The organism is Mycobacterium sp. NGS54 (genome assembly GCF_059812465.1).
Map to the genome: position 1 here is coordinate 34,858 of NZ_JCALCS010000007.1, position 14,552 is coordinate 49,409.

At 69.6% G+C, this 14,552-nt stretch carries 14 protein-coding genes; 9 read left to right on the plus strand and 5 right to left on the minus strand.

Going from position 1 to position 14,552, the window contains the following annotated elements:
- Window positions 1-54 precede the first annotated feature (54 nt).
- Window positions 55-519, minus strand: a complete 465-nt coding sequence (locus AC5Y5E_RS22250; RefSeq protein ID WP_499905102.1) for a GatB/YqeY domain-containing protein — start codon at window positions 517-519, stop codon at window positions 55-57.
- 142 nt (window positions 520-661) lie between these two features.
- Here AC5Y5E_RS22250 and AC5Y5E_RS22255 point away from each other — a divergent pair, with 142 nt between their 5' ends.
- Genes AC5Y5E_RS22255 through AC5Y5E_RS22275 form a run of 5 tightly spaced genes read left to right on the plus strand, consistent with a single transcriptional unit; the run spans window position 662 to window position 5,944 of the window.
- Window positions 662-1,855, plus strand: a complete 1,194-nt coding sequence (locus tag AC5Y5E_RS22255) for a DUF7847 domain-containing protein (protein WP_499905103.1) — start codon at window positions 662-664, stop codon at window positions 1,853-1,855.
- A 12-nt stretch (window positions 1,856-1,867) separates the two neighbouring features.
- A complete protein-coding gene (locus AC5Y5E_RS22260) occupies window positions 1,868-2,521 on the plus strand; it encodes a DUF4129 domain-containing protein (RefSeq protein ID WP_499905105.1) in 654 nt (217 codons plus the stop codon).
- A complete protein-coding gene (locus AC5Y5E_RS22265) occupies window positions 2,518-3,657 on the plus strand; it encodes a DUF4350 domain-containing protein (protein WP_499905107.1) in 1,140 nt (379 codons plus the stop codon). The genes AC5Y5E_RS22260 and AC5Y5E_RS22265 overlap by 4 nt, the downstream gene beginning before the upstream one ends.
- Complete coding sequence (locus tag AC5Y5E_RS22270) at window positions 3,654-4,622, plus strand: AAA family ATPase (protein ID WP_499905109.1); 969 nt, start codon at window positions 3,654-3,656, stop codon at window positions 4,620-4,622. Before AC5Y5E_RS22265 ends, AC5Y5E_RS22270 begins: the two co-directional genes overlap by 4 nt.
- Window positions 4,622-5,944: a DUF58 domain-containing protein gene (locus tag AC5Y5E_RS22275; RefSeq protein WP_499905110.1), complete on the plus strand. Its 1,323-nt coding sequence runs from the start codon at window positions 4,622-4,624 to the stop codon at window positions 5,942-5,944. The genes AC5Y5E_RS22270 and AC5Y5E_RS22275 overlap by 1 nt, the downstream gene beginning before the upstream one ends.
- Before the next feature lie 10 nt (window positions 5,945-5,954).
- On the opposite strand, the gene AC5Y5E_RS22280 is transcribed toward AC5Y5E_RS22275, so the two are convergent.
- Window positions 5,955-6,947, minus strand: a complete 993-nt coding sequence (locus AC5Y5E_RS22280; protein WP_499905112.1) for a stage II sporulation protein M — start codon at window positions 6,945-6,947, stop codon at window positions 5,955-5,957.
- A gap of 36 nt (window positions 6,948-6,983) precedes the next feature.
- Here AC5Y5E_RS22280 and AC5Y5E_RS22285 point away from each other — a divergent pair, with 36 nt between their 5' ends.
- Entirely contained in the window at window positions 6,984-7,850 is an 867-nt protein-coding gene (locus tag AC5Y5E_RS22285; protein ID WP_499905114.1) for an RDD family protein, read from the plus strand.
- Here AC5Y5E_RS22285 and AC5Y5E_RS22290 read toward each other — a convergent pair.
- Entirely contained in the window at window positions 7,847-8,236 is a 390-nt protein-coding gene (locus tag AC5Y5E_RS22290) for a hypothetical protein (protein ID WP_499905115.1), read from the minus strand. The two genes, AC5Y5E_RS22285 and AC5Y5E_RS22290, sit on opposite strands and share 4 nt — an antisense overlap.
- Window positions 8,237-8,447: 211 nt before the next feature.
- On the opposite strand from AC5Y5E_RS22290, the gene AC5Y5E_RS22295 reads away from it, so the two are divergent.
- Window positions 8,448-9,149 carry a PadR family transcriptional regulator gene (locus AC5Y5E_RS22295; RefSeq protein ID WP_499905116.1) on the plus strand — a complete coding sequence of 234 codons (702 nt, stop codon included), beginning with the start codon at window positions 8,448-8,450 and terminating at the stop codon, window positions 9,147-9,149.
- Between the two features lie 86 nt (window positions 9,150-9,235).
- Here AC5Y5E_RS22295 and glpK read toward each other — a convergent pair whose 3' ends face one another.
- On the minus strand, window positions 9,236-10,762 hold the full coding sequence (glpK, locus tag AC5Y5E_RS22300; RefSeq protein WP_499905118.1) for a glycerol kinase GlpK: 1,527 nt from the start codon (window positions 10,760-10,762) through the stop codon (window positions 9,236-9,238).
- 124 nt (window positions 10,763-10,886) lie between these two features.
- On the opposite strand from glpK, the gene AC5Y5E_RS22305 reads away from it, so the two are divergent.
- Entirely contained in the window at window positions 10,887-12,359 is a 1,473-nt protein-coding gene (locus AC5Y5E_RS22305) for a glutamate-cysteine ligase family protein (protein WP_499905119.1), read from the plus strand.
- Between the two features lie 7 nt (window positions 12,360-12,366).
- Window positions 12,367-13,044 (plus strand): class I SAM-dependent methyltransferase, encoded by a 678-nt coding sequence (locus AC5Y5E_RS22310; protein WP_499905121.1) that lies wholly within the window; start codon window positions 12,367-12,369, stop codon window positions 13,042-13,044.
- 9 nt (window positions 13,045-13,053) lie between these two features.
- Here AC5Y5E_RS22310 and AC5Y5E_RS22315 read toward each other — a convergent pair whose 3' ends face one another.
- Window positions 13,054-14,442, minus strand: a complete 1,389-nt coding sequence (locus AC5Y5E_RS22315; RefSeq protein ID WP_499905122.1) for a PE family protein — start codon at window positions 14,440-14,442, stop codon at window positions 13,054-13,056.
- Window positions 14,443-14,552 lie beyond the last annotated feature (110 nt).

A 14,552-nucleotide genomic window follows, 5' to 3' on the forward strand; every position in this document is an offset into this window, starting at 1 on the left:
CGGTGGGCGCCCCGCTCGGTCGCCCGATCCCCGAGTGGCACAGGCCGATTCGGCCTACAGGCGCTCCCGCACCGCGGTCGACAACCGCGCGCCGTCGGCCTTGCCGGCCGCGATCACGGTGGCCGCCTTCATTACCATCCCCATCTGCTTGGGGCCCGGCCGCTCGCCGATCTCCTCGGCGACCTGGGCGATCGCGGTATCGGCGACGTCGGCCAGCTCGGCCTCGGTGAGCGGCGTGGGCAGGTACTCGTCGATGATCCGCGCCTCGGCGTGCTCGTTGGCGGCGAGCTCACCGCGACCGTTCTGGGTGTAGATTTCGGCCGCTTCGGCGCGCTTGCGCGATTCGCGGGCCAGCACTTTGATGACGTCGTCGTCGGTGAGTTCGCGCGCCTGCTTGCCGGACACCTCCTCGGTCTGGATCGCGGCCAGCAGCATGCGCAGAGTCGCGGTTCGCAACTTGTCCTGGGCCTTCATCGCCTGGGTGAGGTCGGTCCGCAGCCGGGATTTCAGTTCCGCCATGGCCCAGACGCTACGCGCCGTGGCGCCGGTCAAGATTGAGAAATGCCCGGACCGCCGACAGGATGGAGCCCATGACGAATGACGGGCCCGGCCGCAAACCCGGTTATGCAGGCCTGAACGGCCTTGAAGGCCGTAACAAACGGTGAACGCGCCCCCGCCGCCCGGTTATCCGGCGTACCCCCCGCCCGGCCAATACGCGCCCGCCGGCTACCCGCCCGTCGCGTATGGCCCCCCACCGGGATACGGCCCACCGCCCGGCTACGGCCCGCCGCCCGGCTACGGCGCGCCACCGCCCGGGTACGGCCCACCGCCCGGCTACGGCCCACCGCCCGGCTACGGCCCGCCGCAGTTGGTACCCGGGGCGCTCAAGCCGGGGATCATCCCGCTGCGGCCCCTGACCCTCAGCGACATCTTCAACGGCGCGGTCGGGTTCATCCGGGCCAACCCCAGGGCGACGCTGGGACTGACCGCGATAGTGGTCGTGGTCATGCAGCTCATCTCCATGCTCGCGGCGTTCGGCCCGCTGGCCGCCTACGGCAGGATCACCGTCGCGCGCTCCAGCGAGCTCAGCGGCGGCGTCGTCGGCGCGTGGCTGGGCTCGATGGCGGCGGGGATGGTGGTCACCTGGCTCGGCGGGATGCTGCTGTCCGGCATGCTCACCGTCATCGTCGGGCGCGCGGTGTTCGGATCCCCGATCACGATCGGTGAAACCTGGGTCAAGATTCGGGGGCGGCTGCTCTCGTTGCTCGGGCTGGCGCTGCTGGAAGGCGTAGCCGTGGCGGCCATTTTCGGGCTGGTGGCGGTGATCATCGCGCTGTTGGCGGTCGCCGGCGCCCCGGCGCTGGCGGTCCTCTTCGGCCTCCCACTGGTGCTCGCGGCGATCGTGGCGCTGGTCTACCTCTACACCATGGTGTTGTTCGCGCCGGTGCTGATCGTGCTGGAGCGGCTGCCAGTCATGGAGGCGATCACCCGATCGTTCCGGCTGGTCCGAAGCGGCTTCTGGCGAGTGCTGGGGATCCGGACGCTGACGTTCATCGTCGCGTCGTTCATCGGCAACGCCGTCGCGCTGCCGTTCAGCATCGTCGGCCAAATATTTCTCATCAGCGGCGGCGCCCCGTCCACCGGGGGGCTGCTGCTGAGCAGCGCGATCGCGTCGGTCGGGTCGGCCATCGGCCAGATCATCATCGCCCCGTTCAACGCCGGCGTCATCACGCTGCTCTACACCGACCGCCGCATGCGGGCCGAGGCGTTCGACCTGGTGCTGCAGACCGGCGCCGCCGGCGGACCCTACGCGGGCGCGTCCACCGACAACCTCTGGCTGACCCGGCCGGTTTAGGATCAGCGGACAGTGCCTTCCATCGACATCGACCGCGATGCCGCACATCAGGCCGCACAGGTCGAGCTGGGCAAACCGATCTACTCGAAAGGTTCGGCCGCCCAACAATTCGCCGAGTGGGTCAACGAACTGATCTACCGGCTGCTGGAGAAGACCGCCTCGATACCGGGCGGCTGGTTCACCACCAGCGTGCTGCTCATCCTGCTCGCGATCGCAGTCGTCGTCGCCGTCCGCATCGCACGACGCACCATGCGCACCAACCGCGGCGGCGACTACCAGCTGTTCGACGCCGCCCAGCTCACTGCGGCGCAGCATCGTGCCACCGCGGAAAGCTACGCCGCGCAAGGGGATTGGGCGGCGGCGATCCGGCACCGGCTGCGCGCCGTCGCGCGCCAGCTCGAGGAGACCGGCGTGCTGGAACCGGCACCGGGCCGCACCGCCAACGAGCTGGCCTCCGACGCCGGCGCGGCGCTGCCGCACCTGGGCAGCGAACTATCCGAGGCCGCAACGGCATTCAACGACGTGACCTACGGCGAGCGACCCGGAACCGAGGCCGCCTATCGAATGATCGCCGCCCTCGATGACCATCTGCGCTCGCGCTCGGCCGCCGCGGCGCCGGCGGCGGGCCGGCCCGAGGCCACCGACTCCTGGGCGCAGGTCCGATGACGGCGACGCATCCGGCGGCGGCGCCGGCGCAGCGGTGGCGAACGTGGGCCTGGGCGGTCCTCACCATCGTCGCGCTCGCCGTCATCGCCGGGATCGGCGCCTACCTGACCGCACCGCGGCCCGGCGCCCGGATGGATCCGAAATCGACCGAGCCGGACGGGGCGCGCGCCCTGGTGACGCTGCTGCGCGACGGCGGCGTCGAGGTGGTGGTGGCCGACACCGTCGCCGACGTCGAGCGCGCGGCGCGGCCGGGCACCCAGATCCTGGTGGCGCAGAGCCAATACCTCACGGACACCGCGCTGCTGGACCGGCTGGGCAACGCCCCCGGCGATCTGCTGCTGGTGGAGCCGACGGTGCGCGCGCGGGAGGCGCTGATGCCGGGGGTGCGCATGTCGGCCGGCAGTACGTCGTTCGACAAGAGCCCGAATTGCTCGCTGCGAGAGGCGAATCGCGCCGGAACGGTGCGGTTCGGACCCAGCGAAACCTATCGTGCCACCGACCGTCGGGACATGACGAGCTGCTACGACGGGGTACTCGTCCGGTACCGGGAGGACGGGCGGACCGTCACGGCGGTCGGAAGCACCGACTTCATGACCAACGGGAGCCTGCTGCAGGCGGGTAACGCCGCGCTGGCGATGAACCTTGCGGGCGCGCGGCCCCGGCTCATCTGGTACGCGCCCCACCGCATCGAGGGCGAAACATCTTCCCCCGCATCGATTTCGGATTTGATCCCGGAAAACGTGACCTGGATCGTCTGGCAGCTGTGCCTGGTCGTGCTCCTCGTCGCCCTGTGGAAGGGCCGCCGGCCGGGACCGCTGGTGGCCGAGGAACTGCCCGTCGTGGTGCGCGCGTCGGAGACCGTCGAGGGCCGCGGCCGGCTCTACCGGTCCCATCGGGCCCGCGACCGCGCCGCCGCGGCGTTGCGCACCGCCACGGTGCAGCGGCTGCTGCCCCGGCTCGGCCTCGGCCCGGGCGCGCCGGCGCCCGCGGTGGTCCAGACCGTGGCCCAACGCTGCGGCGCGGACCCGGGATTCGTTTCCTACCAGCTGTTCGGGCCACCGCCGGCCACCGACCACGACCTACTACAACTTGCCCGTGCGCTCGACGACATCGAAAGGCAGGTCACACGAACGTGACGCAAACACAAATCCCCGGCGCTGAGTCGGCGCGCGAGTCGCTGCTGGCGTTGCGGGCCGAGCTCGCCAAGGCCGTCGTCGGGCAGGAGGGGGTGGTCAGCGGCCTGGTGATCGCGCTGTTGTGCCGCGGTCACGTGCTGCTGGAAGGCGTTCCGGGCGTGGCGAAGACGCTGCTGGTGCGGGCGATGTCGGCCGCGCTGCAGCTGGAGTTCAAGCGGGTACAGTTCACCCCCGACCTGATGCCCGGCGACGTAACCGGCTCGCTGGTGTACGACGCGCGCACCGCCGCCTTCGTGTTCCGGCCGGGTCCGGTGTTCACCAACCTGCTGCTGGCCGACGAGATCAACCGCACCCCGCCGAAGACTCAGGCCGCGCTGCTCGAGGCGATGGAGGAGCGTCAGGTCAGCGTCGAAGGCGAGGCCAAACCGCTGCCCGACCCGTTCATCGTCGCCGCGACCCAGAACCCGATCGAATACGAGGGCACCTACCAACTGCCCGAGGCCCAGCTGGATCGGTTCCTGCTCAAACTGAACGTGACGCTGCCGTCGCGCGACGCCGAGATCGCCATCCTCGGCCGGCACGCGCACGGCTTCGATCCCCGCGACCTGTCGGAGATCAACCCGGTGGCCGGGCCGGACGAGCTCGCGGCCGGGCGCAAGGCGGTGCAACAGGTCCTGGTCGCCGACGAGGTGCTGGGCTACATCGTCGACATCGTCGGGGCCACCCGCTCCTCGCCCGCCCTGCAGCTGGGTGTGTCGCCGCGCGGGGCCACGGCGCTGCTGGGCACCGCGCGGTCGTGGGCGTGGCTGTCGGGCCGCAACTACGTCACCCCCGACGACGTGAAGGCCATGGCCCGTCCGACGTTGCGACACCGGGTGATGCTGCGCCCCGAGGCCGAGCTGGAAGGGGCGACGCCCGACGGCGTGCTCGACGGAATCCTGGCGTCGGTGCCGGTGCCCCGCTAGTGATCCTGACCGGACGCACCGGGCTGCTGGCGCTGATCGGTGTCCTGCCCATCGCGGTATCACCCTGGCCCACAAGGGCTTTCGTGATACTGCTGGTGTTGCTGGTGGCCTTGGTGGTCGTCGACGCCGTGCTGGCGGCCAGCCCCCGCGCGTTGCGCTATACCCGGTCACCGGACTGCTCGGCCCGGCTCGCGCAGCCGGTGACGATCGGCCTGCAGGTGCACAACGGCGGGCGTCGGCGGTTCCGCGGACAGGTCCGTGACGCCTGGCCACCCAGCACGTGCGCCGAGCCGCGCATGCACGCCGTCAACATCCCGGCCGGGCAGGCGCATCCGCTCGAGACCCGGCTGCGCCCGGTTCGTCGCGGCGATCAGCGCGCGGCCGCGGTCACGGCGCGATCGATCGGGCCGCTGGGGCTGGCCGGACGGCAGGGTTCGCGGCCGGTGCCGGGTCAGGTCCGCGTATTGCCGCCGTTCCTGTCGCGCAAGCACCTGCCGTCGCGGCTCGCCAAGCTGCGTGAGATCGACGGCCTCCTGCCGACGCTGATCCGCGGGCAGGGAACCGAATTCGATTCGCTGCGTGAGTATGTCGTCGGAGACGACGTGCGCTCGATCGACTGGCGCGCGTCCGCCCGGCGTGCCGACGTGGTGGTCCGCACCTGGCGACCCGAACGCGACCGGCGCGTGGTGATCGCGCTCGACACCGGCCGCACCGCGGCGGGTCGCGTCGGCGTCGACCCGACCGCCGCCGACCCGGCGGGGTGGCCCCGGCTGGACTGGGCGATGGACGCCGCGCTGCTGCTGGCCGCCCTCGCGTCGCGGGCCGGCGATCACGTCGACTTCCTCGCCCACGACCGGGTGAGCCGGGCCGGCGTGTTCGGCGCGTCGCGCACCGAGCTGCTCGCCCAGCTGGTCGACGCGATGGCCCCGCTGCAGCCGGCGCTCATCGAATCCGATTGGCGCGCAATGGTTGCCACCATCCTGCGGCGCACCCGGCGGCGGTCGCTGGTGGTGCTGCTGACCGACCTCAACGCGACCGCCCTGGACGAGGGCCTGCTGCCGGTGCTGCCGCAGCTGTCGGCCAAACACCACGTGATGATCGCCGCCGTCGGCGACCCGCGCGTCGACCAGATGGCCGCCGGGCGCTCGGACCCGGCCGCCGTCTACGACGCGGCGGCCGCCGAACGGTCCCGCAACGACCGCGGCGCGATCGCGACGCGGCTGCGGCGCGGCGGCGTGGAGGTCGTCGACGCCCCGCCGACCGAGATCGCGCCCGCGCTCGCCGACCGCTATCTGGCGATGAAAGCCACCGGGCGGCTGTAACTTTCGCGGCTCAGCCGGTGGGCACCACGTCGGGCGCATCTTCGGTGTCGCCGGTCTCGCCGGCCTTCGACGCGCGCCGGCCGAAATACACGATGTAGGACAGGAATGCGGCCTCGGCGATGATCCCGATGCCCACCCGGACGAACGTCGGCAGCGGTGACGGCGTAACGAGCGCTTCGATCAGCCCCGAGACCAGCAACACACCCACCAGTCCGACGGCGACCGAGACGACGCCGCGGCCCTGTTCGGCGAGGACCTGTCCGCGGGGCCGATCGCCGGGCGAAATCACCGACCAGCCCAGCCGCATCCCCGTTGCGCCCGCGAGGAATACCGCCGTCAGCTCCAGCAACCCGTGCGGGATCAGCAGGCCCAACAGGATGCCGCCCTTGCCGGCCTGAAACATCAGCCCGGCGATCAGCCCGAGGTTGGCGGCGTTGTTGAACAGGATGATCGGGATCGGCAGCCCCAACACGACGGACATGGCGATGCACTGCGCGGACACCCAGGAGTTGTTGACCCAGACCTGCAGGGCGAACGCGGCGGCGGGGTGCTCGCTGTAGTACGACGCGACATCGTGGTTGACCAATTCGTCGATGTCACTTGGCGTTCCGAGGGCGGACTGCACCTCCGGGTTGCCGGCCACCCACATCGCGATGATGACCACGACGGCGAAAAACGCGACCGCCGTGCCCAACCACCACCGCCAGGTGCGATACGCGACCACCGGGAACGACACGGTCCAGAAGCGGACGAACGTGCTGCTCAGCGGGGCATGCGCACCGGTCACGACCGAGCGGGCGCGCGCGACCAGGCTCGATAGCCGGCCGATCAGCAGCGAATCCGAGGACGCCGACCGCAGCATCGACAGGTGGGTGGAGACCCGCTGGTAAAGCTCTACGAGTTCGTCGACCTCGCCGCCGGTCAGTGACCGGCGTCTCTTGACCAACTGGTCGAGGCGGTCCCACGTACCGCGATGGGTCAGCACGAATGCGTCGACGTCCACCCTGCGCAGCCTAATCGGCCTGTACCGTTCGGTGTTATGTCGGAGGTGGTGACCGGGGACGCCGTGGTGCTCGACGTGCAGATCGCCCAGTTGCCGGTGCGGGCGGCCAGCGCGCTCATCGACATAACGGTGATCTTCATCTGCTATGTGCTCGGCCTGATGTTGTGGGCGGCCACCCTGACCCAGTTCGACACGGCGCTGAGCACGGCCGTCCTGCTGATCTTCACGGTGCTGGTGGTCGTCGGCTACCCGTTGGCGTTCGAAACCGCCACGCGGGGAAGGTCGGTGGGCAAGATCGCGATGGGCCTGCGGGTGGTGTCCGAGGACGGCGGCCCAGAACGCTTCCGGCAGGCGCTGTTTCGAGCACTGGCGTCGGTGGTGGAGATTTGGATGCTCGCGGGTAGTCCCGCGGTCATCTGCAGCATCTTCTCCCCCAAGGGCAAGCGCATCGGCGACGTCTTCGCCGGCACCGTCGTGGTCAGCGAGCGCGGCCCCCGGCTGAGCCCGCCGCCGGTGATGCCACCGTCGCTGGCGTGGTGGGCGTCCTCGCTGCAGCTGTCGGGACTGGGCGCCGGGCAGGCCGAGGTCGCGCGGCAGTTCCTGTCCCGCGCACCGCAACTCGACGGTCAGCTGCGCCTACAGATGGCCTACCGGATCGCCGGCGACGTCGTGTCGCGCATCGCACCGCCGCCGCCGCCCGGCGCCCCGCCGGAGTTGGTGCTCGCGGCGGTACTCGCCGAGCGCCACCGCCGCGAACTGGCGCGGCTGCAACCCCAACCGCCCACCATGCCCCCCGCGGGCCCGTGGCCACCGCCGGCCCCGCCGCCCGTGCCGTGGCCACAGCAACCCCAACAGCAACCGGCCCCGGAACCGGATCCCGGCGGCTTCGCGCCGCCCGGCTAGCCCGAGACGGCCGCCGCCATCAGCGCGACGTCGGCGACCAGCAGCGCCCAACCGACCAGCGGAACCGCGATGCCGCCGCGGCGCTTTGCGGTGAAGAACGAGATGACAAGAACCACGACCGCCACCACGGGCGCGCCGTAGAACGCGACACCGAAGTCGATGCCGCCGCGCCCCAGATTGGGGCAACTGCGGTCGCTGCACCCATCGGTGCTCATCACCGCACCGAGCGCGAAGAGCATCACGATGGCCGCGGCCGGCACCGTCGCCAGCGCCAACCCCCAGTTCACCCACGGCCACGCGCCGCGGCCCCGGGCGTCGTCGCCCCGGGTGGGCTCGGCCGCGCTCTGCGTTCCGCCGCCGACCGTCAGGTTGTTGTTAGCGTTCATCCCTCAGTTCCTACCCGCCGCCCGCGGGATGCAAACCGCCCGGCGCCAACGGCGTGAAACCGGCTTTCCCCAGGTCAACGCGATTTCAGTGCGCCTTGAGCGCGGCTAGACGGAATATCCCGTTGCATCACGTTAGTTTACGATATATCGTGATATTCCGTAGCGCGCGACCGGCGCGTTACCCACAAAACATTGAGAGGAACTACCAACCATGAGTAACCCGTTCACTCCCCCCGAGGGACCCTTCGTGGGCCGGCCCGGCTTCGGCTTCGGCCCCGGCCCGGTGGACCGGCGCGCCCTGCACGACGCCAGGCGCCAGGCCCGGCGGGAATTCCGCGAACACCTCCGCGACCACGCCGGCGACCACTTCGGCCCCGGTTTCGGGCCGGGCTTCGGTCCCGGGTTCGGCCCGGGCTTCGGCTTCGGGTTCGGCCCGGGTGGGCGGCGCGGCGGACGGCGTCGTGGCGGCTCCGGCCGCGGACGCCGCGGCGACGTGCGCGCGGCCATCCTGGCCCTGCTGGCCGAGCGGCCGATGCACGGCTACGAGATGATCCAGCAGATCGCCGAGCGCAGCAACGGGATCTGGCGGCCCAGCCCCGGGTCGGTGTACCCGACGCTGCAGCTGTTGGACGATGAAGGCCTGATCAACGCGAGCGAAACCGACGGCAGCAAAAAGCTTTTCGAGCTGACCGACGAGGGACGCGCTGCGGCGGAGAAGATCGAGACCAAGCCCTGGGACGAGATCGCCGAGGGCGCCGACCCGGGTGCGGTCAACCTGCGCGCGGCGATCGGCCAGTTGTTCGGGGCGGTCGCGCAATCCGCGCACACCGCCACCGAGGAGCAGCAGCAGCGCATCGTCGAGATCATCAACAACGCCCGCCGCGAGGTCTACGGCATCCTCGGCGAGGACTGAGGTCCCTTTTTCCGCCGCGAGCGTGCGCAGAATGCCAGTCGAAGCGGCGTGCCGCCGTCCAGACACGCACGCTCGCGGTGGGAAAGCTAGTTCACATCGACCCAATCCAGGGTCCGCTGCACCGCCTTGCGCCAACCCGCGTATCCCGCCTCGCGCTGCTCGTCGTCCCACGTCGGCGTCCAGCGCTTGCCCTCCTGCCAGTTCGCCCGCAGATCCGACGGATCGGCCCAGAACCCGACGGCCAGGCCCGCCGCGTAGGCGGCCCCGAGCGCGGTCGTCTCGGCGACCACCGGCCGCACCACGTCCACACCCAGCACATCGGCCTGGATCTGCATGCACAGCTCGTTGCCGGTGATGCCACCGTCGACCTTCAGCACCTCAAGGCGCACACCGGAATCCGCCTTCATCGCGTCCACCACGTCGCGGCTCTGATAGCAGATCGCCTCCAGCGTCGCGCGCGCCAGGTGCGCGTTGGTGTTGAACCGTGACAGCCCAACGATCGCGCCGCGGGCGTCGGATCGCCAGTAGGGGGCGAACAACCCGGAAAACGCCGGGACGAAGTAGACCCCGCCGTTGTCGGGAACCTGACGGGCCAGCGACTCGCTCTGCGCGGCACCGCTGATGATGCCGAGCTGGTCGCGCAGCCACTGCACCGCCGAGCCCGTGACCGCGATCGAACCCTCAAGCGCGTACACGGGTTTGGCGTCGCCGAACTGATAGCAGACCGTGGTCAGCAGGCCGTTCCTCGACCGCACAATCGCCTCGCCGGTGTTGAGCAGCAGGAAATTGCCGGTGCCGTAGGTGTTTTTTGCCTCGCCCTCGGCGAGGCACACCTGACCGACCATCGCCGCATGCTGGTCACCGAGGACCCCCGTGATCGGAACCTCGCCGCCCAACGGCCCGGTTTCCAGCGTCACACCGAAGGGCTGCAGGGGCGAGGATGCCGCGATCGCCGGCAGCATCGCGCGGGGGACGCCGAAGAACGACAACAGCTCGTCGTCCCAGTCGAGGGTTTCCAGGTTCATCAGCATGGTCCGGCTGGCGTTGGTCACGTCGGTGGCGTGCGCCCCGCCCCGCGGGCCCCCGGTGAGATTCCACAACACCCAGGTGTCGGCGGTGCCGAACAGGGCGTCACCGCGTTCGGCGGCCTCGCGGACCCCGTCGACGTTTTCCAGGATCCATCGCAGCTTGCCGCCGGAGAAATAGGTCGCCGGCGGCAGGCCGGCCTTGCGGCGAATAACGTCGCCGTGGCCGTCTCGCTCCAGCGCGGACGCGATCCGGTCGGTGCGGGTGTCCTGCCAGACGATCGCGTTGTAGTAGGGCCGGCCGGTTCGCTTGTCCCATACCAGCGTGGTTTCGCGCTGGTTCGTAATCCCCAGGGCCGCCAGGTGTTTCGGCGTCAGCTTGGCCCGGTTCAATACCGACATCAGCACCGACGACGTGCGCTCCCAGATCTCCACCGGGTCGTGCTCGACCCAGCCGGCGCGGGGCAGGATCTGCTCGTGCTCGAGCTGATGGCGGGCCACTTCGGCGCCGTCGTGATCGAAAATCATGCAGCGGGTGCTGGTGGTGCCCTGATCGATTGCGGCTACGAATTCAGCGGACTCGGCCAACTAGCTCTCCTCCACCCGTGATTGAGACTCCTACGTCCATGATGGTCTACCCGCCCGGCCGCCGTCAGCACTGGTCAGCCTGTCGCCCTTGCGTTGCCGCCGGTAAACCTGTTGCATCGGCGTTGTGGGCGAAGAGGTCAAGCGCACCACGTATGACCGCGCGCAACGCTCGGAATACCGGCGCAAGTTGCGGTTGTGCCTGAACGTCTTCGAGACGATGCTCGCCCAGTCGCGCTTCGATTCCGACCGGCCGCTCACCGGCATGGAGATCGAGTGCAACCTCGTCGACGCGGACTACCAGCCGGCCATGTCCAACCGATCCGTGCTGGAGGCCATCGCCGACCCCGCTTTCCAGACCGAATTGGGTGCCTACAACATCGAATTCAACGTCCCACCGCGCCCGCTGCCGGGGCACACGGGGCTCGACCTCGAGGCGGAGGTGCGGGCCAGCCTGAACGACGCCGAGGTCAAGGCCGACTCGGGCGGCGCGCACATCGTGATGATCGGCATCCTGCCCACGCTGATGCCCGAACACCTCGCCGAGGGGTGGATGAGCGAGTCGACGCGCTATGCCGCCCTCAACGACTCGATCTTTTCCGCCCGCGGCGAGGACATCCCGATCGACATCTCCGGCCCGGAGCCGCTGAGCTGGAACGCCGCCACCATCGCGCCCGAATCCGCTTGCACCAGCATGCAATTGCACCTGCAGCTCGCCCCCGCGGAGTTCGCCGCCAACTGGAACGCGGCCGAGATCCTCGCGGGCCCGCAGCTGGCGCTGGGGGCCAACTCGCCGTACTTTTTCGGTCACCAGCTGTGGTCGGAGACCCGGATCGAGGTGTTCGCCCAGTCCACCGACACGCGTCCCGAGGAGCTCAAGGCCCAGGGCGTGCGGCCGCGGGTGTGGTTCGGCGAACGCTGGATCACCTCCGTGCTGGACCTGTTCGCAGAGAACATCCAATATTTCCCGTCGCTGCTGCCCGAGGTGTCCGACGAGGACCCGGTCGCCGAGCTGGCCGCGGGACGCACCCCGCACCTGCCCGAACTGCGCCTGCACAACGGCACCGTGTACCGGTGGAACCGGCCCGTGTACGACGTGGTCGACGGGCGCGCGCATCTGCGGTTGGAGAACCGGGTGTTGCCGGCCGGACCGACCGTCATCGACATGCTGGGGAACGCCGCCTTCTACTACGGCGCGCTGCGCGGCCTGTCGGAAGACGAGGACCCGCTCTGGAACAGGATGGGTTTCCTTGTGGCACGGGAGAATTTCCTCGAGGCGGCGCGCCACGGCATGGACGCCCGGCTGCTCTGGCCCGGCATGGGCAAGGTGTCGGCGCGGGAGCTGGTGCTCGACACCTTGCTGCCGATCGCCGACGAGGGACTGCGCCGCTGGGGCGTCGACGCCGAGGTGCGCGACCGGTTCCTGGGTGTCATCGAGGGACGCGCCCGGGCCGGCCGCAACGGGGCCAGCTGGCAGGTGTCCACCGTGCGTACGCTGGAGGACGGCGGCATGAGCCGACCTGCGGCGCTCGCCGAAATGCTCCGGCGGTATTGCGAACACATGCATGCCAACGAGCCGGTGCATACCTGGGATCGATAGGGGAACCATGTCATCCGACATCATGGACTGGGACGGCGCGTACCGCGAGGAGGGCGAATTCCAGGGGCCACCGCCGTGGAACATCGGTGAGCCGCAGCCGGAATTGGCGGCGCTGATCGCGGCTGGAAAGTTTCGCAGCGACGTGCTGGACGCCGGGTGCGGGGTCGCCGAGCTGTCGCTGGCGCTGGCCGCGCAGGGCTACACCGTGGTCGGCATCGACCTCACGCCGACCGCCGTCGCCGCCGCCACCGAGGCGGCCGCCGACCGGGGCCTGACCACCGCCACCTTCGTTCAGGCCGACATCACGTCCTTCACCGGCTACGACGGACGCTTCGCCACGATCGCGGACTCGACGCTGTTTCATTCGCTGCCGGTGGAGGGCCGCGACGGATACCTGCGCTCGGTCCATCGCGCGGCGGCCCCGGGCGCGAGCTATTTCGTGCTGGTGTTCGCCAAGGGCGCCTTCCCCGCCGAGATGGAGCCCAAGCCGAACGAGGTCGACGAGGACGAGTTGCGTGCCGCGGTGAGCAGGTACTGGGAGATCGACGAGATCCGGCCCGCCTTCATCCACGCGAACATCCCGGCACTGGCCGACGCGCCGTTCGAATTTCCGCCGCACGACCGCGACGAGAAGGGGCGGATGAAGTTGCCGGCCTTCCTGCTGTCGGCGCACAAGGCCGGCTGAGGTATCGGGTCAGGGGCCCGTGCCCAGCAGGCTGGCCGCGACGTCGTTGATGATCGAGATGAAGTTGCTCGCGTCGACGGTCAGTCCGTTCGGCCAGGTGGGGATCGGCGGGATCGTGAACTGGTACTGCTGGACGGGGGCCACGGTGATGTTGGGGACGTTGATGTCGGGCAGGCTGAAGCCGCCGATGCCGACCTGCGGGATGGTCAGCGGCGCGGTAGCGAACGCCGGCCAGCTGACCTGCGGCAGCGTGAAACCGCCGACACCGATCGGCGGGATGGTCAGCGGCGCGGTAGCGAACGCCGGCCAGCTGACCTGCGGCAGGGTGAAACCGCCGACGGCAGTCGGTGGGACCGTGATCGACGGGATGCTGAAGCCCGAAAGCCCGATGGACGGGAACACGTAGTTGCCGCCGCTCGGGTTGCTGATGCTCAGGATCGGCAGGGTGAGCGGCCCGATCTGGATGCTGGGGATCCCGAATTGGGTGATAAAGCCGGGTGTGTTGAAGCCGAGTGATGGCGCGATATCGAACGATGAAAGATTGATGTTGTAGTTCGGGAAAAGAATATTCCCCGTTGTGAGGGTGACTACTGTCTGGCCGCCACCCGGAACATTGATATCCGGGACCTGTATCTGGGGAAGATCGATCCTGGGAACGGTTACCGAAGGCAGGCTCCAGCCCGAAACCTGGATCAAAGGCGTCTGGAACGGCGGTATCGTCACCGCGGGCAGGTTGATCGGCGGCACATTTATGGCGGGTGTCGTGATCTGCGGCAGGTTGAACGCACCCACGGTGATGTTGGCGGGCGTCGTCCCGGCCGGGATGTTGATCGACGGTATCGACAGCTGCGGCAAATTGAACGGACTCACCGTGAGATTCGCGAGCGTGGCGCCGGCCGGAATGTTCACCGGCGGGATCGTGATCTGGGGCAGATTGAAGGGGGCGACGCTTATCGGGGGTATGTGCGTGGCCGGCAGGATGACCCCGGGTGTGCTGACGGTGAACTGGATGCCGGCGGTCCCGATGTTGATGTCAAGCAGGCCGTTGAAAAGGTTGAAGGTTCGGTAGGTCGCGGCGGGTACGGCCGCCGCCACGGCTGCGGGGGCCGCCAGCCCAGCGTTAGCGGCCTCGGCGCTGACGTATGCCGCCGCGCCGGCATTCAGCAGGCTTTCGAACTCCGCGTGGAACGCCTGTGCTTGGGCGTTGAGAGCTTGAAATTGCTGGCCGGCGCTGCCGAAGAGCAACGCGATCGCGCTCGATACCTCGTCGCCGGCGGCGGTCGCGATCCCGGTCGTGGGGCCGGCGATCGCCGCGGCCTGCGTCAGCGAGGCACGAATACCCGCCAGGTCCTGGGCCGCGCCCTGCACCGCTTCCGCCACGGTGACCACATACGACATCTCCGTCTCCCTTCACGCACGCCGCAAACGGGTGAGGGAGCTGAATGAGTCTGCGGCCGATGCCAATTCGCGGGCCGGCCCGACCGGCAACATTGCGCAATTCATCTCCG